This window comes from Pseudomonas sp. NPDC087804, from assembly GCF_044742965.1.
GTDB lineage: Bacteria > Pseudomonadota > Gammaproteobacteria > Pseudomonadales > Pseudomonadaceae > Aquipseudomonas > Aquipseudomonas rustica.
The window spans coordinates 1,380,244-1,399,626 of the sequence record NZ_JBIUVN010000001.1 but is presented as its reverse complement, the minus strand read 5'-3'; the positions used below and the strand labels follow the sequence as shown (position 1 = coordinate 1,399,626).

The 19,383-nt window shown below is 55.9% G+C and carries 13 protein-coding genes; 12 read left to right on the top strand and 1 reads right to left on the bottom strand.

The window, feature by feature from the left end:
* The 4 genes from ACIOMO_RS06120 to ACIOMO_RS06105 form a co-directional block, all read left to right on the top strand.
* Nucleotides 1-657 (top strand): glutamine synthetase family protein (locus tag ACIOMO_RS06120; protein ID WP_401239019.1); only part of this gene is annotated, 657 nt, incomplete at its 5' end.
* A 247-nt stretch (nt 658-904) separates the two neighbouring features.
* Nucleotides 905-2,395 (top strand): aldehyde dehydrogenase, encoded by a 1,491-nt coding sequence (locus tag ACIOMO_RS06115; RefSeq protein WP_159812435.1) that lies wholly within the window; start codon nt 905-907, stop codon nt 2,393-2,395.
* Between the two features lie 53 nt (nt 2,396-2,448).
* Nucleotides 2,449-3,732: an FAD-binding oxidoreductase gene (locus ACIOMO_RS06110; protein ID WP_053121085.1), complete on the top strand. Its 1,284-nt coding sequence runs from the start codon at nt 2,449-2,451 to the stop codon at nt 3,730-3,732.
* Nucleotides 3,733-4,099: 367 nt separating this feature from the next.
* Nucleotides 4,100-4,648: a cupin domain-containing protein gene (locus ACIOMO_RS06105; RefSeq protein ID WP_053121083.1), complete on the top strand. Its 549-nt coding sequence runs from the start codon at nt 4,100-4,102 to the stop codon at nt 4,646-4,648.
* Between the two features lie 86 nt (nt 4,649-4,734).
* Here ACIOMO_RS06105 and ACIOMO_RS06100 read toward each other — a convergent pair whose 3' ends face one another.
* The gene (locus ACIOMO_RS06100) at nt 4,735-5,166 is read right to left on the bottom strand and encodes a hypothetical protein (protein ID WP_053121081.1); all 432 of its coding nucleotides are present in this window, start codon (nt 5,164-5,166) and stop codon (nt 4,735-4,737) included.
* An 850-nt stretch (nt 5,167-6,016) separates the two neighbouring features.
* On the opposite strand from ACIOMO_RS06100, the gene wecB reads away from it, so the two are divergent.
* The 8 genes from wecB to ACIOMO_RS06060 all read left to right on the top strand — a co-directional run bounded on the left by wecB (nt 6,017) and on the right by ACIOMO_RS06060 (nt 19,370).
* Nucleotides 6,017-7,171 (top strand): non-hydrolyzing UDP-N-acetylglucosamine 2-epimerase, encoded by a 1,155-nt coding sequence (gene wecB, locus ACIOMO_RS06095; RefSeq protein WP_401239013.1) that lies wholly within the window; start codon nt 6,017-6,019, stop codon nt 7,169-7,171.
* Nucleotides 7,168-8,430, top strand: coding sequence for a UDP-N-acetyl-D-mannosamine dehydrogenase (gene wecC, locus ACIOMO_RS06090; protein WP_401239010.1), 1,263 nt, complete (start codon nt 7,168-7,170; stop codon nt 8,428-8,430). Before wecB ends, wecC begins: the two co-directional genes overlap by 4 nt.
* Nucleotides 8,431-8,444: 14 nt before the next feature.
* Entirely contained in the window at nt 8,445-13,826 is a 5,382-nt protein-coding gene (locus ACIOMO_RS06085) for a glycosyltransferase (protein ID WP_401239008.1), read from the top strand.
* On the top strand, nt 13,823-14,626 hold the full coding sequence (locus ACIOMO_RS06080; RefSeq protein WP_053121073.1) for a DUF6270 domain-containing protein: 804 nt from the start codon (nt 13,823-13,825) through the stop codon (nt 14,624-14,626). Before ACIOMO_RS06085 ends, ACIOMO_RS06080 begins: the two co-directional genes overlap by 4 nt.
* Nucleotides 14,627-14,717: 91 nt before the next feature.
* Entirely contained in the window at nt 14,718-15,107 is a 390-nt protein-coding gene (locus ACIOMO_RS06075; protein WP_053121071.1) for a hypothetical protein, read from the top strand.
* Between the two features lie 79 nt (nt 15,108-15,186).
* Nucleotides 15,187-16,920 carry a hypothetical protein gene (locus ACIOMO_RS06070; protein ID WP_401239005.1) on the top strand — a complete coding sequence of 578 codons (1,734 nt, stop codon included), beginning with the start codon at nt 15,187-15,189 and terminating at the stop codon, nt 16,918-16,920.
* Nucleotides 16,921-16,932: 12 nt separating this feature from the next.
* Complete coding sequence (locus ACIOMO_RS06065; RefSeq protein ID WP_401239003.1) at nt 16,933-18,180, top strand: glycosyltransferase family 4 protein; 1,248 nt, start codon at nt 16,933-16,935, stop codon at nt 18,178-18,180.
* Nucleotides 18,177-19,370 carry a glycosyltransferase family 4 protein gene (locus ACIOMO_RS06060; protein WP_401239000.1) on the top strand — a complete coding sequence of 398 codons (1,194 nt, stop codon included), beginning with the start codon at nt 18,177-18,179 and terminating at the stop codon, nt 19,368-19,370. Before ACIOMO_RS06065 ends, ACIOMO_RS06060 begins: the two co-directional genes overlap by 4 nt.
* Nucleotides 19,371-19,383 lie beyond the last annotated feature (13 nt).

The window sequence follows — 19,383 nt, the reverse complement described above, 5'->3', positions numbered from 1 at the left end:
GTGAAGAACATCGCCTACGACCACGAGATGGACACCACCTTCATGGCCAAGCCGTATCCGGGCCAGGCGGGCAATGGTCTGCACGTGCACATTTCGATCCTGGACAAAGAAGGCAACAACATCTTCGCCAGCGAGGATCCCGAGCAGAACGCCGCGCTGCGTCACGCGATCGGCGGTGTGCTGGAGACCCTGCCTGCGCAAATGGCTTTCCTCTGCCCGAACGTCAACTCTTACCGCCGCTTTGGCGCGCAGTTCTACGTACCGAACTCGCCAAGCTGGGGCATCGACAACCGCACCGTGGCCGTGCGCGTACCGACCGGTTCACCGGACTCCGTGCGCATCGAGCACCGTGTTGCCGGTGCCGACGCCAACCCGTACTTGCTGATGGCGTCTGTCCTGGCCGGTATTCACCACGGTCTGACCAACAAGATCGAGCCGGGCGCGCCGGTTGAAGGCAACAGCTACGAGCAGAACGAACAGAGCCTGCCGAACAACCTGCGCGACGCACTGCGCGAGCTGGACGACAGCGAAGTCATGGCCAAGTACATCGACCCGCTGTACATCGACGTCTTCGTCGCGTGCAAGGAAAGCGAACTGGCCGAGTTCGAAAACTCGATCTCTGACCTTGAGTACAACTGGTATCTGCATACGGTCTGAAAAACCCCCTCACCCTAACCCTCTCCCAAAGGGAGAGGGGACTGATTCGGGGATGCTCGGGCAATCCGCCGACCTGAACGATTTTTGCCGAATCCATATTCGACTCGGTCGTTCAGGTCGGTGCAGATCCCAAGACACTTCGGTCGGTCCCCTCTACCTCCGGGAGAGGGCTAGGGTGAGGGCAGCCATCCAAGCCAGACATCGCAGCCAGACAACACCCCCAATTCCCCCTTGTCGAGCCACAACAATGACAACTACCCGCAACGACTGGGAACAACGCTTCCAGTCTCTGACCATCGAGTCCCGCGCGTTCATCAACGGTGAATATCGCCCGGCTATCAGCGGCGACACCTTCGAATGCCTGAGCCCCGTCGACGGCCGTTTCCTCGCCTCCGTGGCCAGCACCGATGAAGCCGACGCCAACCTCGCCGTTGAAGTCGCGCGCCAGTCTTTTGAGTCCGGCGTGTGGGCGCACAAAGCCCCGGCCGAGCGCAAGCGCATCCTGATTCGCTTCGCCGATCTGATCCTGCAGAACCAGGAAGAACTGGCGCTGCTGGAAACCCTCGACATGGGTAAACCGATCAGCGATTCGATGAGCATCGACATCCCGGCGACCGCTAACGCGATCCGCTGGAGCGCCGAAGCCATCGACAAGATTTACGACGAAGTCGCCGCGACCCCGCACGACCAACTCGGCCTGATCACCCGCGAGCCTTCCGGCGTGGTTGCCGCGATCGTGCCGTGGAACTTCCCGTTGATCATGGCCAGCTGGAAATTTGCCCCGGCCCTGGCGGCGGGCAACTCGTTCATTCTGAAACCTTCGGAAAAATCGCCACTGACGGCGATCCGCATCGCGCAGCTGGCGCTGGATGCCGGCATTCCGAAAGGCGTGTTCAACGTGCTGCCAGGCTTCGGCCACACCGTCGGCAAAGCGTTGGCGTTGCACATGGACGTCGACGTGCTGGCCTTCACCGGCTCCACGGCGATTGCCAAGCAACTGATGATTTATGCCGGCCAAAGCAACATGAAACGCGTCTGGCTCGAAGCAGGGGGCAAGAGCCCGAACGTGGTGTTTGCCGACGCACCGGATTTGCGCGCGGCAGCACAAGCAGCGGCCGGCGCCATTGCGTTCAACCAGGGCGAAGTGTGCACCGCCGGTTCGCGCCTGCTGGTTGAGCGGTCGATCCGCGAGCAATTTATTCCGCTGTTGGTGGAAGCACTGCAAGCGTGGAAACCGGGTCACGCCCTCGATCCGGCCACCACCGTCGGTGCCGTGGTCGATCAGCGTCAACTCGACAACGTGCTGCGCTACATCAGCATCGGTCGCGAGCAGGGCGCCGAGCTGATTGCCGGCGGCCAGCGCACCCTCGAAGAAACCGGCGGCTTGTACGTGCAACCGGCGTTGTTCGACGGCGTGACCAACGCGATGACCATCGCTCAGGAAGAAATCTTCGGCCCGGTGCTGTCGCTGATCACCTTCGACACCGTTGAAGAAGCGCTGCAGATCGCCAACGACAGCATCTTCGGCCTCGCCGCCGGGGTCTGGACCAGCAACCTGAGCAAGGCGCACACCTTCGCGCGCGGCTTGCGTGCCGGCAGCGTCTGGGTCAACCAGTACGACGGCGGCGACATGACCGCACCGTTCGGTGGCTTCAAACAGTCGGGCAACGGTCGCGATAAATCGCTGCACGCGTTCGACAAGTACACCGAGCTGAAAGCGACCTGGATCAAGCTCTAACTCTTTTACCGCGGCGGTCGCCGGCAGTGATCGGCGACCTTCGGAGAACAAACATGAAACAGCAACACGTCAACAGCTACTACGCCGCCACCCGCAACGAAGTCATCGATTTTCCGATTCTCGAAGAAGCGGTGGACTGCGATGTTTGCATTATCGGCGCCGGCTACACCGGCCTGTCCTCGGCGCTGTTCCTGACCGAAGCCGGCTATAAAGTGACGGTGCTCGAAGCGGCGAAAGTCGGCTACGGCGCCAGCGGTCGCAACGGCGGCCAACTGGTCAACTCCTACAGCCGCGACGTCGACGTGATCGAAGCGCGCTATGGCGACAAGACCGCAGAGATCCTCGGCAGCATGATTTTCGAAGGCGCCGACATCATCCGTTCGCGCATCAAGGATTACGACATCAAATGCGACTACCGCCCGGGCGGCATCTTCGCAGCGATGAACAAGAAACAACTGAACGGTCTGGCCGAGCAAAAACGCGGCTGGGAACGTTACGGCAACAACAACCTGAAGATGCTCGACGCGGCTGAGATTCGTCGCGAAGTCGGTTCCGACGCTTACGTTGGCGGCTTGCTCGACATGCAAGGCGGCCACGTTCATCCGTTGAACCTGGCACTCGGTGAAGCGGCAGCCATCGTGCGTCTGGGCGGCAAGATCTACGAGCAGTCGGCTGCCGTGGAAATCAAATATGGCGAGCCGAACGTTATCCGTACTGCCAAAGGCCAAGTGCGCGCCAAGTACCTGCTGATCGCTGGCAACGCCTACCTGCCGCAAGGTCTGGACAACCGCGTGACCGCGAAAAGCATGCCGTGCGGCTCGCAGATCGTTGTCACCGAACCGTTGACTGAAAAGCAGGCGCGCAGCCTGATCACCAACAACTATTGCGTCGAAGACTGCAATTACCTGTTGGATTACTACCGCCTGACTGCCGACAATCGTCTGCTCTACGGCGGCGGCGTGGTCTACGGCGCGCGTGAACCGGACGACATCGAACAACTGATCCGTCCGAAGATCCTCAAGACCTTCCCGCAGCTCAAAGACGTCAAAATCGACTACCGCTGGACCGGTAACTTCCTGCTGACCATGTCGCGTATGCCGCAATTCGGTCGCATCGAGAAAAACGCCTATTACATGCAAGGCTACAGCGGTCACGGCGTGACCTGCTCGCACCTGGCCGGCAAGCTGATCTCGGAAATGATCCGTGGCGATGCCGAGCGTTTCGATGCGTTCGCCTCGTTGCCGCACATGCCAATGCTCGGCGGCCGCACGTTCTCCGCGCCGTTGACCGCTCTTGGCGCCGTGTACTACTCGCTGCGCGACCGTTTCGGCATCTAAAGTTACCTCCCCGGCGACGGTCGCCAAGACCGCGCCGGTTTTTACATGATGTGCAGATCGTGCTGAATGTACGATTCGGCTGCTCCACCGCTATTTTTGTAGGAGCTGAGCTTGCTCGCGAAAGGGCCATTTCAGGCAACATCCCTGTCGCCTGACACACCGCATTCGCGGGCAAGCCTTGCTCCTACAGATTTCGGCGGGTGCATTTGCCCCACCGTCCATCGAACCTGCTGAGCAACACCACCAAACGTGATTTAATAGCCGCCTTTCACGGTTCCGGGACACGGGAGCAACGTGATCCGCGCCCTCGGCGCGTCACCCGCCACCCACCCCCATCGCCCTTAAGTCGTTCTCACATAAGGCTGTCATGGATACGGGTTCTCGACTCAAACTAGTACGCGAAAGCTACAAACTCTCCCAGCGCGAGCTGGCCCGGCGTAGCGGCGTGACCAATGCCACCATTTCCCTGATCGAACAGAATCGCGTCAGCCCCTCCGTCAGCTCACTGAAAAAGCTGCTCGAAGGCATCCCGATGTCCCTGGCCGACTTCTTCACCTTCGACCAGCCGCCGCGCGAACATCAATACGTCTTCCGCGCCAATGAACAGCCGGATCTCGGCCGTCATGGCCTGCGCCTGCTGCTGATCGGTGCCTCGGTGCCCAGTCGCCAGATGCGCTTGCTGCGCGAGCAATACGCGCCGGGCGCCAGTTCCGGTGAAGAGCCGATCGTCCACGCCGAAGGCGAGGAGTGCGGGCTGGTCACGCGCGGCACTGTCGAGTTGACCGTCGACGGCCAGGTGAGCGTTTTGGGCGCGGGGGATGGTTACTACTTTCCCACCACGTTACCGCACAAGTTCCGCAATATCGGCGCCGATGAAGCCGAGATCATCAGTGCGAACACGCCGGCGAACTTCTAAGCCAGTCACTCTGAGCACACTAAAAACCGCAGCGATGCGGTTTTTTTTGTGGGCACAAATCGAGCGATCAAAGTTTCAACGTTTAACTACTTCGCCTTCCACTGCCCGCCGCCATTCTCACAATCAATCCGCGCCTGGGCCAAATGCTCAACGTCGTAGTAATACGTGGTCACTTGCGCATTGTCGGGGATGTTCAGCGCCTTGGCGTTTTTGTCCTTGCTGGTGGAGTGCGGGTTGGCGAGCGATTCCTGAGTGATGGTCGCAATGCACGCGGCCTGATAGTGATCCGCACAGTGTTCCACTTTGTTTTTTGTGCTGCTGAGCATGTCTTTGCTTTCGTTGCTGCACGACCAGTCGATGGCATTCACCGGCATGCCTTCGTATTCGTAGCAGCTATGGGTTTCGATGGCCGGCACCGAGGCGCTGGAGGATTGGGTCTGGACGTCGCAACCCTCGGCCATGACGCAAGTCGGGATGATGGCAAACGTGGCGATCAGCAACAGAAATCGAATGTTCATCGGGATTTCCTCGAAGAGGGCGCCGCGTCTAACGATGAATGGGCGCTTTAGAGTTTCGAGGCAGTCCGGAAGAGGGAGGTTCAATCGGGTTTTCACTGGGGGTCGCAGCGAAGGATAAACGCGGGGCGGGGCGACTTCGTAAATGAAAATACGAAATGTGTCATCCGATAGGCAGGGGAACTATGTCTATTTGTGTCAGTCTGCGGCGGCAAGTCGCACCTGTGACGCTCGGAAAAGCCCGGTTTAGCCCGTCTGATTAGTTTTTGACGAAAATGCTGTCACGGCGTTTTTCATCTTCCGATGATGGTCGAAATGCCTATTCGGCCAAATCATGAAGCAATTGTTACAATTTGAAATAATTTCAATTCTGAACAAATCGGCCATTTTTTCGCATCACCTTCTCCGCGAATCTGGAGACCTTGTAGGAATTAGGCGGTTCCTCTGTAGGGCTTTTCCTACGCGGCTTTCAGAAAATTCTTATGCCTGTAAAACGTCTGAAAATTCCTTCAGCGCATTCGTTTTCACAAGCTTTTCACAAAAAATACCAGCCTTTACGGGCGCTTACCGGCGCTTGTCAAAATCAAAATCAGGCTGTCAATCTGCCATCTTGGTGGTAGCCTCCGCGCCGAAGATGAAATTTTATTCATCTTTGCTTCAGCCTTTGCACAGATTTTGGATTGGCGGCGATGGATTGCTACGCGTAACACCTGCCTCTCTCCTTATATGACCTTTGTTCATTATCCGGACGCATTTTTTTCGTCCGTGTGCATTGCCACGCCTTGGATTTGCCGTCTGTCGCGCGAGCGACTGTGCCCAGGCTTAACGTCGTATCTGTAGAAGAAGATATCCAGTGACCCTCAAGACTTTGTCCGTTTTTGGTACCCGTCCCGAAGCCATCAAAATGGCACCTCTGGCGCTCCAGCTCGCGAAGGACAGTCGGTTTGAATCGCGCGTCTGCGTAACTGCCCAGCATCGCGAAATGCTGGATCAGGTGCTTGATCTGTTCGAGCTGCAACCCGATTACGACTTGAACATCATGAAGCCGGGTCAAGACCTGACTGACGTAACGGCGGCAATCATCCAGGGGCTCAAGCCGGTTCTGGAAGACTTCAAGCCAGACGTCATTCTGGTTCACGGGGATACCGCGACGACATTCGCCGCCAGTCTTGCCGCGTACTACCAGCAAATCCCGATCGCGCACGTCGAAGCCGGCCTGCGCACCAACAATCTGTATTCGCCTTGGCCGGAAGAAGGTAACCGTCGCCTGACCGGTAGCCTCGCGGCCCTGCATTTCGCGCCGACGCCGACGTCGCGGCAGAATCTGATCAACGAAGGCATCCAGAAGCACGCCATCCATGTCACGGGTAATACCGTCGTGGACGCGCTGCTGGAAGTGGTGCAAAAGCTCAATGCACCGCAGTCCGTTCAACTTGCGCAGTTCAAGCAACAGTTTTCTTTCCTGCCCGAAGGCAACCGTGTAGTGCTGGTCACCGGGCATCGCCGCGAAAACTTCGGTGGTGGCTTTGATCGCATTTGCAGCGCGCTGCTGGAAACCGCGAAGAAGTTTCCGCAGGTGGAGTTTGTCTATCCGGTGCACCTCAATCCGAATGTTCGTGAACCGGTCAATCGCCTGCTGGCGGGTATCAGCAACGTGCACTTGATCGAACCGCAGGACTATCTGCCGTTTGTTTATCTGATGACCCGCTCGCACCTCATCCTTACCGATTCCGGCGGCATTCAGGAAGAAGCCCCGGCACTCGGCAAACCAGTATTGGTCATGCGCGATACCACGGAACGTCCGGAAGCGGTTGAAGCGGGCACCGTCAAACTGGTCGGTACAGAAGTGGATTCCATCGTCAATCACCTGAGCGAATTGCTCAGTGATGACGCCGTTTATGAAGCAATGAGTTACGCCCATAACCCGTATGGGGATGGCACCGCCTGCGCAAACATTCGTGAAGCGTTGTTGACTTGGGTAAATGCGTCGATCGAGGCCGCAGCATGAGTTTTGAAACAATTTCCGTGATCGGTATGGGTTATATCGGTCTGCCAACCGCTGCTGTTTTTGCTTCGCGTCGCAAGAAAGTGATCGGCATCGACGTCAACCAGAAGGCGATCGATACCATCAACCGTGGCGAGATTCATATCGTCGAGCCTGAGCTGGACATGGTGGTACACGCCGCCGTAACCGAAGGTTATTTGCGTGCGTCGATGACGCCTGTGCCGGCTGATGCGTTTTTGATTGCGGTGCCGACGCCGTTCAAAGAAAACCACGTGCCGGATCTCAGTTACATCGAGGCGGCGAGCAAATCGATTGCGCCGGTGTTGAAGAAAAATGACCTGGTGATTCTTGAATCGACGTCCCCGGTCGGTGCTACGGAGCAAATGGCCGCGTGGCTGGCTGAGGCGCGCCCCGATCTGACTTTCCCGGCAACCCATGGCGAAGATTCGGACATCCGTATCGCCCACTGCCCGGAGCGCGTGTTGCCTGGTCATGTCTTGCGTGAACTGGTCGAGAACGACCGGATTATCGGCGGCATGACCCCGAAGTGCTCGGACGCCGCTGTGCGTCTTTACAGTGCTTTCGTTGAAGGCGAGTGCATCATCACCGACACCCGCACCGCCGAGATGTGCAAGCTGACCGAAAACAGTTTCCGCGACGTCAACATTGCGTTCGCCAATGAGCTGTCGATGATCTGCGAGAAACTCGGCATCAATACCTGGGAACTGATTCGACTGGCCAATCACCACCCGCGCGTCAACATTTTGCAGCCAGGCCCGGGCGTCGGTGGTCACTGCATCGCGGTTGATCCATGGTTCATTGTCAGCCGCACGCCAGAGTTGGCGCGACTGATTCGCGCGGCCCGCGAAGTCAACGACAGCAAGCCGCAGTGGGTTATCCAGCAGGTCAAACTGGCGTTGGCCGAGTTCCTGCTGAAGCACCCGGACATGGCTGCGCGCCAGGTTCGAGTCGCCTGCTATGGCCTGGCTTTCAAGCCGGATATCGACGACTTGCGCGAAAGCCCTTCGTTGCACATCGCCCGCCAGCTGGGTGAGCAACTTGGCGTCGAACTGATGCTGGTTGAGCCGAACATCGAGGCATTGCCTGCGGACCTGGCGCAGCACCAACTGGTCGATAGCGCCTACGCCAACGACAGTGCGCACATTCACGTTTTGCTGGTCAAGCATCGTGAATTCAAAAAGATGGCCTGCGTGCGTGACAACGCCGTTGTAATTGATGCCGCCGGCGTGTTCGCGGCCTGAAAAGAGTATTGATGATGAGCAGTACCCAGCTGGCCGAAATGGCTTCGCACACGGATGCAACGGCGCCTCTGGCCGACATTCATGACCGAGTCATGGAAGCTTATTACGGAAAGCTGGGTGAGCACTTCATGCGTGAAACCCAAACGCGCATCCACTGGATTTGCGCGCAGGTGTCCGGCAAGCAAGTGCTGGATGTCGGCTGTTCGCAGGGCATCGTGCCGTTGTTGCTGGCGCGCGAAGGATGCTCTGTCACCGGTGTCGACACCAGCCCGCAGGCCATTGCCGAGGCGCTGGATTATCTGCAGGCAGAACCTGCGCATGTGCAGCAGAAGATCACTTACGTCAACGCCGACTTCCTCTCACTGGATACCAGTGTGGCGGAGCCCGACACGATTGTGATCAGTGAAGTGCTGGAGCACCTGGTGCGTCCGGAAATGTTCGTTGAGAAAGCCGCGTCGCTGCTCAAACCGGGTGGGCGGTTGATCATCACCGTACCGTTTGGCGTCAACGATTTCATCGATCACAAACACACCTTTTACCTGCTCGCGCCGTACCGGATGCTGAGCAAGCATTTGCGTATCAGCGAAGTCAAAGTGCTGGGTAAATGGCTGGGCATGGTTGCGCAGAAAGACGAAGAGGGTCGCGCGCCCTCCGATTTGAATCTGGGTGTCGAGCACATCCAGGGCCTGGAGAAAGCGTTTGAGGCGGTCGAGCGAAGTCTCAATTCCAGCCTTTCCAGCGTCAAACAGCGACTGGAAGAGGCGAACAACAAATACCGTGCGGCTACTGAACAAGTAGCACTGCTCAAACCCGAAGCGCAGAAAGTTACCGGGCTGCAAAACGCTTTGGCAGTGCATCAAAAGACTTTGGCTGAGTTGGCGGAGGTCAAACAACACCTTGACGAAGCCAATACCAAATACCGTGCCGCCACAGAACAGGTTTCTGTGCTCAAACCTGAAGCTCAGAAAGTTGCCGGGCTGCAGAACGCTTTGGCGGCGCATGAAAGAACCCTGACTGAGTTGGCGCAGGTCAAGCAACACCTCGACGAAGCCAACACCAAATATCGCGCCGCGACAGAGCAAATTGCGGTGCTTAAACCCGAAGCGCAAAAAGTCCCTCAACTCCAGAGTGCGTTGGCGGCTCATGAAGAAACGCTGGTTGAATTGGCGCAGGTCAAGCAGCACCTTGATGAAGTGAATGGCAGATGCCGACTCGCTACGGAACAGGCACATTCGTTGACGTTGCAAGTCGAAAAGTTCGACGCGCTCCACGCGGCGATGCAAGAAGCCGCTCAGCAGTCAGAAGAACAGCGACTGCAAAGTGAAGCACTGTGCGCGAACCTTGAACAGACCCGGCAAGCACTGCTGGCACGCGTCGAAGAACTCACGGTTGATGCCCAATCCCGTGAGCAAGCGCTGCATGTGCATGAGCAACACGCTCGCGAACTCGCCATCGAGCTGGACGAGTGTCGTGCTCAGGTTGCCCATCTCGAAAGCGATCTTCAGGTCAGGATTGATCAGTCGCTGCTGGATCGTCGTCAGTTTGAAGACGAGCGTTCTCTGCGGCAGGCGCTGGAACTGCAGATCGATGATCTTCAGCAACAGGCTCAAAAAGAGCGCGATCTACTTGCCGAACAATTGTTCCACGAGAAAGCGAGCCATCAATCTGCCGAACAATTGCTGAGTACAACGCAAGCGCAATGGCTGGAAATTCGTTCAGAGCTCGAGCGCGAGTTGGGTGCCTCCAAAGATTGGCTGGACGCAGCCAATCAGAAGTACAAGGAGGTCACTGGCAAGCAGATTCCGCATTTGAAGCATAACCTCGCTTCCTTGCTGGAAAAGACCACCGTCCAGCAAAAGAAAATCGAGGAGCTCAACAGCAATCTCGAACGCGCCAATACCCAGCGCCACCTTGCCGAACAGCGTCTGATCAAGACTCGCTCCAGCATGACTTACCAGTTGGGGTATCAGATCAAGTCGAACGCCAGTTCGTTGGGCGGTCTGGTACGCCTGCCTTCAGCGTTGTTCAATCTTTATCGCAAAGCGGCAAAACAGCGCAAACAGGCAACTCAAAAGAACATCGGTTTTGACAAGGAAGTACCCGCGACAATTGCCCCGGTTTTGCTGTCAGGCGAGCCGCATACGCCGCCGGCGGTTATCGAAACCTGTGAGCAGATTCGCAGCACCTTGATCAATCAGGTCAATCAGCCGAGAACGAACTTGAAAGTCGCCTGTGTGATGGACGAGTTCACTTACGGCTCCTACCGGTACGAATGCAATCTGCTCCAGCTCACGCCGGAAAACTGGCTGGCGGAAATCGCCGACTTCCAGCCTGAGCTTTTGTTTATCGAATCGGCCTGGCGCGGCAAGGATGAGCTGTGGGGCAGCAAAGTCGGTCACAACTCGCAGGAGTTGCAAAGCATCCTGGCCTGGTGTGCAGATCGTCAGGTTCCCACCGTGTTCTGGAACAAAGAAGATCCGGTGCACTTTGAAACGTTCCTGACCACGGCCAAACAGTTTGATTTCGTCTTCACCACCGACATCGATTGCATCCATCGCTACAAAGGCGCGCTAGGTCATGAGCGTGTGTACTTGCTGCCGTTCGCGTGCCAGCCAGCCATACACAACCCGATTGAACTGTACGAGCGTAAAGATGCTTTTTGCTTCGCGGGTGCTTACTACGCGCGTTATCCGGAGCGTACCCGCGATCTGGGGAACTTCGTCCGCGAATTACCGAAGTTCCGACCGTTGGAGATTTTCGACCGCAATTTCGAGAAGAGCGATCCTAATTACCAGTTTCCCGTCGAATACCGACCTTACATTGTCGGCACACTGAAGTTTGATCAAATCGACACCGCTTACAAAGGCTACCGTTACGCGATCAACTTGAATTCGATCAAGCAGTCGCAATCGATGTTTGCCCGTCGTGTGTTTGAGCTGCTCGGTTGCAACACGATCACCGTGAGCAATTTTTCACGGGGTGTGCGGTTGTTATTTGGCGATCTGGTGGTGACTACTGACGACGGACTGGAGATGGTGCGTCGTCTTGAATCCCTGGCCGGTCAGGAGATCAACAGCGGCAAATTGCGTTTGGCTGCTCTGCGAAAAGTCATGCAAGAGCATACCTATGCTCAGCGCCTCGATTACGTAATGAGCAAAGTCACTGGCCAAGCGCCGGCCAATGTCTTGCCGCCAGTCTGCATCATTGCCAGCGCCGCCAATAAAGCAGAACTTCTGGCGCTGGTCGGCCATTTACAGCGCCAGACGTACCGCGATCTGCGGATGACCATCGTGGTGCGCGATGCACTTTGCGCCACTGACGCAATCGATGATCCGCGCGTGTCGCTGATCACTGCGCAAGCAGCCGGCAAAAAAACGCTGGCAGAGATTGCGCTGGACGCGCCGATGCTGGCGGGCATGCTCGCCATGGACTATTACGGCCCGAACTATTTGCTCGATCTGGTACTGGCGACCCGTTACAGCCAAGCGAAAGTGATTGGTAAAAGCACCTTCTACGAGAACGGCGCACACGGTATCCAGTTAAGTAATGACCAACATCAATATCGCCCTGCGGCAACAATAGCGGCGCGCAGTGCGATCATCAGTACCTGGCTGCAAGCTGATGAGCAGTTGAATGAATGGGCGCTATCGCTGCCACATCTTGAGTATCGCCACGATCAGATTCTGAGCATCGATGCTTTCAACTATTGCCGAAATGCAGTGGAAATCGATGATGCCCAACTGCGTGAAACTGTTGATGATTTGAAACTGCATGCCGGTATCAGCATCGACGAGCTTCAAGCGCATGCCGAAGCCATTGAACCTATTATCGAGGAGCATATTGCCCCCGAAATCTCAGGGCGCGGTCTTGCTGAACTCTTTGGCCCCACGCGCAGTAAAGGCGTGCAGACATCTGTGGAGTTCGATAACTGGCACGTGATTTCGGAACTGGCTGATGGAAAGCACGAATACATTTATTCGCAGCAGGATTTGCGTGTCGAGCAGTTCGTGCAGGGCGATCAACTCAAGTTGTATCTGGACGTCACGCCTGGTCTGAACGTGCAGTTGGTGGTTCTGTTTCTTGATGCCGAGAAGCAGCGCATCAGCCATGTCATGCAACATGCCAATCGCAACCACACGGCACAAATACCACCAGAAGCGGCGTTCATCCGCCTCGGTGTACGCGTTTATGCCAATGGCCACGCCGAAATCAAGGCACTCGTCCTGGGACACCGGGATCTGCAGCCTTCGGACATGTTGACCAAAGCCGAACATTTGCTGGTAACGAATCACTATCCCGCTTATGACGACTTGTACCGCAATGGCTTCGTTCACACTCGCGTCCGTGCTTATCAGGAGCGCGGGCTTGAGGTGGATGTGTTCCGCCTGCGCAAGAACGAGTCGGTCAGTTACCACGAGTTCGAAAACATCAACGTGACGACCGGGTCGAAGTCAACGCTGGCGAAGATGCTCGACAAGGGTCAATACAAGTCCGTTCTGGTGCACTTCCTTGACGCGGACATGTGGAAAATCCTGAGTCAGTACTTGCACCAAACCAAAGTAATCGTCTGGGTGCACGGTGCTGAAATTCAACCGTGGTGGCGTCGTGAGTACAACTACAACACCGAAGAACAGCTGCAGCTGGCGAAACTTGACAGCGAAAAACGCCTGGGCTTCTGGCGCGACCTGCTGCAGCCGATGCCGGCGAACCTGAAACTGGTATTCGTCTCCCGTTACTTTGCCGAAGAAGTAATGGAAGACCTCGGTTTCCGACTGCCAGAGGAGCAGTACGAGATCATCCATAATCCGATCAACACAGAGGTGTTTTCCTATCAGGAAAAACCGGTCGAACAGCGCAAGAAAATCCTTTCGATCAGGCCTTATGCGTCGCGCACCTACGCAAATGATTTAAGCGTTAAAGCCATTCAGGAACTCGCCCTTAAACCTTGGTTTAACGAGCTTGAGTTTCTAATGATGGGCGACGGCCCACTGTTCGAAGAGACCCTTTCGCCACTGCGTAAATACCCCAACGTACGCATCGAACGCGGTTATCTGAAACAGGCGGATATCGCCAAACTCCACAAGGAGTACGGCCTGTTCTTCTGCCCGAGTCGAATGGACACACAAGGTGTTTCGCGCGATGAGGCGATGTCGTCGGGACTCGTTCCCGTCACCAATGCGATCGCCGCGATTCCGGAATTTTTGGACAGTAATGCCGGCGTATTGGCTCCGGCAGACGATTACCTGGCCATGGCTGAAGGCGTAACGCAGCTTATCGAAAGGCCTGAGCTGTTCGCTGCGATGTCGAAGTCAGCGCGTCAGCGTGTTGAACAACAGACGGCAATGATGAAAGTTGTTGCGCGTGAGCTGGTTGCCATTGAAGAGGGCGTGCAGTGACTGAGGTCAACGCCCATCCAGCAGTCAGTGCCAAGGCTGCAAATGAGGCCGTGAGGCTTATGATTTTTGGCAGTTGCGTTAGCCGCGATGTGCTGAATTTCGACGTCGAAAAAGCGATTGCATTGGTGGGCTATTACGCGCGCAGTTCTTTTGCAAGCGCGTTTGCAGCGAAGCCTGGTGTTGATACCTATAGCGCGAATTTGCAATCAGGCTTTCAGGCGGCGATTGTCAAAGCAGACTTGGAGAAAAGCCTTCAGCATTCGATACGGGAGCAGTCATTCGATCTGTTTCTGATTGACTTGATTGATGAGCGATTCAATGTCTTTGTTACAGACGAAGGTGCGTTGTTCACGGTTTCCAACGAGCTACGCAGTGCTGGTTTTGATCCGCAGGCTGAAACCGGAACCTTGGTAAAGTCGGGGTCTGAAGAATTTTTTGCTCTTTGGGAGGCAGGGTGGGAACGATTTGTCAGTATTTTGAAAGAGACCGGGCAGCTCAATAAAGTCGTCGTTAATCGAACGCTGTGGAGTTCGCAAACAAGCGCTGGGAATGACTTCAGTCCCCAGTTTCAAGCCGCGTATATCGCTGAGTCCAATTCATTTCTGATGCGCCTGTATGAGCGAATGGCCTGTGACTTGTCTGCGCAGCAGTTTGTCAGCCCGCCTTCAAGCATGATCTGCGGAAACGAACAGCATAAGTGGGGGATCAGTCCGTTTCACTACGTGGATGATTATTACTTGTTTATGTTGCATGAATTGAGGGCGGCTAAATCGAGTCAGTGCTTGCGGGTTGAAACCTAAAACATAAAACAGCCAGCGCTGTCCTGTTGGGCACAGTGGTTCTATAAAGAAATGATGTTTGCATCAATAGTGGAATTATCGAGTTAACAATATGAAGATTAAATGTGTGATTTTGGCGGCCGTGTTGACGCTGACAGGCTGTGGCAATAGTAACTCCGTTGACGTGGCGCTGGGCGAGGGGATTAATTTAAGCGTTGATGGAACCCTGGTCAGGGAATACAGCAAGCCGGGTGAGCAGGGCGCATTGAAAGTCAATAACATCGCGCTGGACTACAGCACGAAAGACGCCGAAAAAATGATCACCAAGGAACTCAATAAACTGGGCTATCGCCGTAAAATCGTCGAGCAGTCTGAGGCCGTGTACAAAGTTCACTACTACAAGAAAAACTGGCCGGTTATCGGTGCGCTCTACACCGCTCAGGCAGACGCCAAGGCGCCAGGCTCGCGAGTTTCCATTTATTGGAAAGTTAACGAGTCTTGAGAATGACTGACGGAATTTCCCGCTCCGGCGATAGGGTGGCAGCGAATATGACCATTTTTTCAAGCCTGGAAACGCTCGAGTGATGGCGAGTCTCCAGAGCCTTATAAAAACTGCGTTGGGCTGGTGTTATTCGCTGGGCGGGAAGTTCGTCAGGGTGGTGCCGTTTACCACCTTGACCGTTCAGGCTGCGCATTTGTTTTCACAAGTATTGTTGCTGCTGACGTTTTTCTTGCCGTTGAAGGTTTTGATTCTTCTTGGCAGCGAGAAAATACCGCACTACTTTCCGCTGTATTTGCAAAATCTGAAAAAAACCCATCTGATCATCGCCTTCAGTGTGTTGGCGTTGATCTGCTACGTTCTGTATGTGATCGCCTGTTTTGTGATTTCCTACTATTCAAAACGCGGCGCCAACAAACTGTTGAAGAACAGTGCCAAACTGAGTCTGTTTGACAATCAGCGCAAAATCGCCGCGCAAGCGTACTCGAAGTTTACACGGGGTTTGGCAGCGGGAACGTTCGTTGCCATTGTTTTCGTTATCTTGCTGTTTATCTATCCTTCGTTGGTCTTCGTGGTGTTGCTCTACAGTGCGGCGGCAGGAAGCGCATTGATTGCCTTGTACAATCGCAAACCCACCGTGCGCAAACTGATTCAGCTTCATCATTCGGACGTCCTGACTACGCTGTCATCCATCGGCTTTCTGATCGCGTTTTTCTGTATGGTCGCCGATTATCTTTATTTCAATCCGCCGAAGATATTTGCCGCGTTAATCGCGCTTTTGTTATTGCGGCAGGGGTTGTCCCGACTGACGACAATGATTCAAGACGTGATTTCGCTGCGGTCGCAGTATCGTCAGATCAATGCGATGTTTTTTCATGATAAACCTTTGGTTTCGACGAGCAGCGTTTATACCCCGGAAATAAAACGCTTATTGACGGAAGATAGTAGAAAAGTCTGGATGGCTGAGGCGATGACGTCGCTTCAAGGTGATTTTCAGAGAATGGTGTCCAGTGCGTGGAGCCAATTGGCGCAGCCCAATATTTATTCTTTTGAAGCGGTGTTCTCCAACGATGACGGTGAACAGAAAAAATTCCTGTTCAAGCTATTCGACAGTTCTACGGTTTTTCTGGCCAAACGCGAACGTGTGCTGCTGCAGAATATGACGGCTATTCCCTCGTTGCGCTTCGTCGGTGCAACCACCGTGCATGAATTCAACTGCCATGTATTCGAATGCGATGGTTTCCGTAAAGTGCTGCAGCACGAACAAGGCCCCGGGTTGATCACGCTCGCGCGAAAACTTATGTCCCTGGAACCGGAAGAAGGGTTGGTTCAGCAGTTTGGCCGTTCGCACACTTATCTTGAGCAACGACTGACCGAGGAGTTGCTGGCCAATTTCTGCATGGTGGTCTCCAAGGACAATGCACCGCTGGTGCGCCAGTTCCAGCATCACTACGCCGGTATCGTTTCACTCATTGCAGGTTTGCCGAGGCAGTTGGTCTGCACCGATATCAATCCCAACACGCTGTTGCTCTCCGACTCGGGCGAGGCGTGCGCCAGTCATTGGCCGAACTGGAAGATTGAGCCGACCGGGGCTAACTGGCTGGTGATTGATCGCGTGAAGTTCCTGCGGGCAATCAATCAGGCGAAGGCATCCCGCGAATCGCTGGCCGACGTGCCCAGTGCGGCAATCATGGTGTGTGCGTTGGCGTATGCCTTTGAGCGCTTGTGCGCGCGGGGCAGCTATGACGATGCATTGGCGCTTCTACCTGACCTGCTTGAACACTTTCAATCGCTTGAAACCACTACTGCCGAGTAAAGGAATTCGCCCGTGTCACGCATTGCAATGATCGTCTGGAACGAATTCCGCAACGACGCCCGAGTGCTCAAAGAAGCACAGACGCTCCAGCGTGCCGGCCATAACGTCACCGTGTTCGCCTTGCACACCCCCGGCGTTACTCAGGAACAGGAAATTCTCGACGGCGGAATTGCGGTTTCGCGAGTGGCCCGCAGCCCGTTGTGGAAATGGCGCAAGGGCAGGGCGGTGTCATCGGCGGCGACCAGCTCGGCGGGTCATACGGCAAAGATCGGTCGCCTGAGCCCGACCAAACAAGTACTGCGCATAGTTGCGCGTTTGTGGACGCACGCGGTGTTGTTCACCCGCATGGCTTTGCACCGCGCCGACGTGGTTCACGCACATGACGTAAATACCTTGCCGACAGCCTGGCTTGCGGCCAAGGTCAGCGGCGCCAAGGTGATCTACGACGCGCACGAAATCAGCACCAGCCGTGAGGGTTACAACAGTTTTCGGCGACTGGTCGGTGTGGTCGAAAAGCTGTTGATGCCCCGGGTTCAGGGGACGATCACGACGACGGATGCGCGGGCGAAGTTTTTCGCCCGGGCTTACTCGATACCACGTCCGGTGGTGTTGCAGAATCGTCCGCGTCTGACCCCTTCGCGGCCGTCGCAGCGAATTCGCGATCAATTGCAGCTCGCCGAGTTGTGGCCAATCATTGTCTATCAGGGTGGTTTGCAGCAGGGCCGCGGGCTGGAACGGCTGGTGAGAATTGCCGCGAAGGTGCCGAATGCCTACTTCGTGCTGATCGGTGGTGGACGTTTGACGCAGTCGCTGATTGCGCTCAGTGAACAACTTGCGCTGACGGAGCGGGTGCATTTCATTCCGACGGTGGCGTTGGCAGACCTGCCGGATTACACCGCCTCGGCGGACATCGGTGTGCAGCCGATCGAAAACACCTGCCTGAATCACTTCACCACCGACTCCAACAAACTGTTCGAGTATTTGATTGCCGGGTTGCCTGTGGTCGCGTCCGATCTGCCGGAAATTCGCCGGATCGTTCGTGCGCATGACAATGGTTTGCTGGTGCGCGAAGGCGATGACGAGGCGCTGGCCAGCGCGCTGCAACGGCTGGTCAACGATCCTGAGCTTCGTGCCGCGCTGGCGGCCAATTCGGCGAAAGCCTCGGCGCACGCCAACTGGGAAGAGCAGGAAGTCTTGCTGACGGATCTCTATCAGCGTGTCTGGTGCGATGAATTGCGCAGCGTCACGGCGCGACCATGACCGTTCGCATTCTGGTTCTGAGCTTTTATTACCCGCCGGATCTGGCCGCAGGTTCGTTCCGTATCGATGCCTTGGTCAAGGCATTGCTGGCCAATGCTGGCGACAATGTTCAGGTCGACGTCGTCACGACTCAGCCCAATCGCTATCACTCGTTCGGTGCTGCAGCGGCGCAACTGCAAGAGTCTCCGCGCCTGTCGGTTCGCCGCATACCGTTGCCGATGCATGAAAGTGGTTTGCTGGATCAGGCCCGGGCATTCGCCTTTTATGCGCTCGGGGTGCGTAAGGCTGTTCAGGGCAAGGATTACGATCTGGTGGTGGCATCGTCTTCGCGGTTGATGACTGCCGCGTTGGGCGCGTGCGTCGGATACTTTATCAAGACGCCGCTTTACCTGGATATCCGCGACATTTTCGTCGATACCTTGCCGGAGCTTTTTCCCAGCCGTTTCGGGCAATTGGCCGCGTGGATTTTCTCCCGAATCGAACGCCTGACGATTGGCCAGGCGTCGCGGGTCAATCTGATTTCTCCGGGGTTTCTGAGTTATTTCGCAGCGCATTATCCCGCGCGCGATTTCTCGACGTTTACCAATGGCGTCGACGAGATGTTCTTCAAACAGTTGCCCGGCAACGTCGCCGTGGCACCGAGCGGGCAACTGATCCGTGTGGTCTACGCCGGCAATATTGGCACCGGGCAAGGGCTGCACCTTATTCTTCCGGAGATGGCGAAAAGGCTTGAAGGGGTGGCGCGCTTCACGATCATCGGCGCCGGCGGTGCGTTGGAAAAACTGCAGATGACGCTAAAGCTTCGTGGTGTCACCAACGTCGAGGTTATTGCGCCGGTCGAGCGCAAGGCGTTGCTTAAGTTTTATCAGGATGCCGACGTGCTGTTTTTGCACTTGAACTCGTTCAAGTCGTTCCGTCGAGTCATCCCTTCGAAGCTTTTCGAATACGCCGCCACCGGCAAGCCAATACTTGCCGGATTGGCGGGGTATTCGGCGCGGTTTACTCAAGCGAAGATTTCCAACGCCTCGGTCTTTGAACCCTGCGACATCGAAGGCGCGGTTCAAGCCTTGCTCAGTTTGAGCCTTGCGCCAGTCACGCGTGAAACGTTCATGCAGGACTATTCACGCGTATCGATCCAGAAGCGGATGGCGATCGATGTACTGGAGACATTGCGACGACGTCCCGCTTAGGCTGTCGAGCAGG

Coding starts and splice junctions, on each gene's coding strand:
- wecC (WP_401239010.1), top strand. CDS start 7,168: ATGAGTTTTGAAACAATTTCCGTGATCGGTATGGGTTATATCGGTCTG.
- ACIOMO_RS06105 (WP_053121083.1), top strand. CDS start 4,100: ATGGATACGGGTTCTCGACTCAAACTAGTACGCGAAAGCTACAAACTC.
- ACIOMO_RS06085 (WP_401239008.1), top strand. CDS start 8,445: ATGAGCAGTACCCAGCTGGCCGAAATGGCTTCGCACACGGATGCAACG.
- ACIOMO_RS06100 (WP_053121081.1), bottom strand. CDS start 5,166: ATGAACATTCGATTTCTGTTGCTGATCGCCACGTTTGCCATCATCCCG.
- ACIOMO_RS06075 (WP_053121071.1), top strand. CDS start 14,718: ATGAAGATTAAATGTGTGATTTTGGCGGCCGTGTTGACGCTGACAGGC.
- ACIOMO_RS06110 (WP_053121085.1), top strand. CDS start 2,449: ATGAAACAGCAACACGTCAACAGCTACTACGCCGCCACCCGCAACGAA.
- ACIOMO_RS06115 (WP_159812435.1), top strand. CDS start 905: ATGACAACTACCCGCAACGACTGGGAACAACGCTTCCAGTCTCTGACC.
- ACIOMO_RS06060 (WP_401239000.1), top strand. CDS start 18,177: ATGACCGTTCGCATTCTGGTTCTGAGCTTTTATTACCCGCCGGATCTG.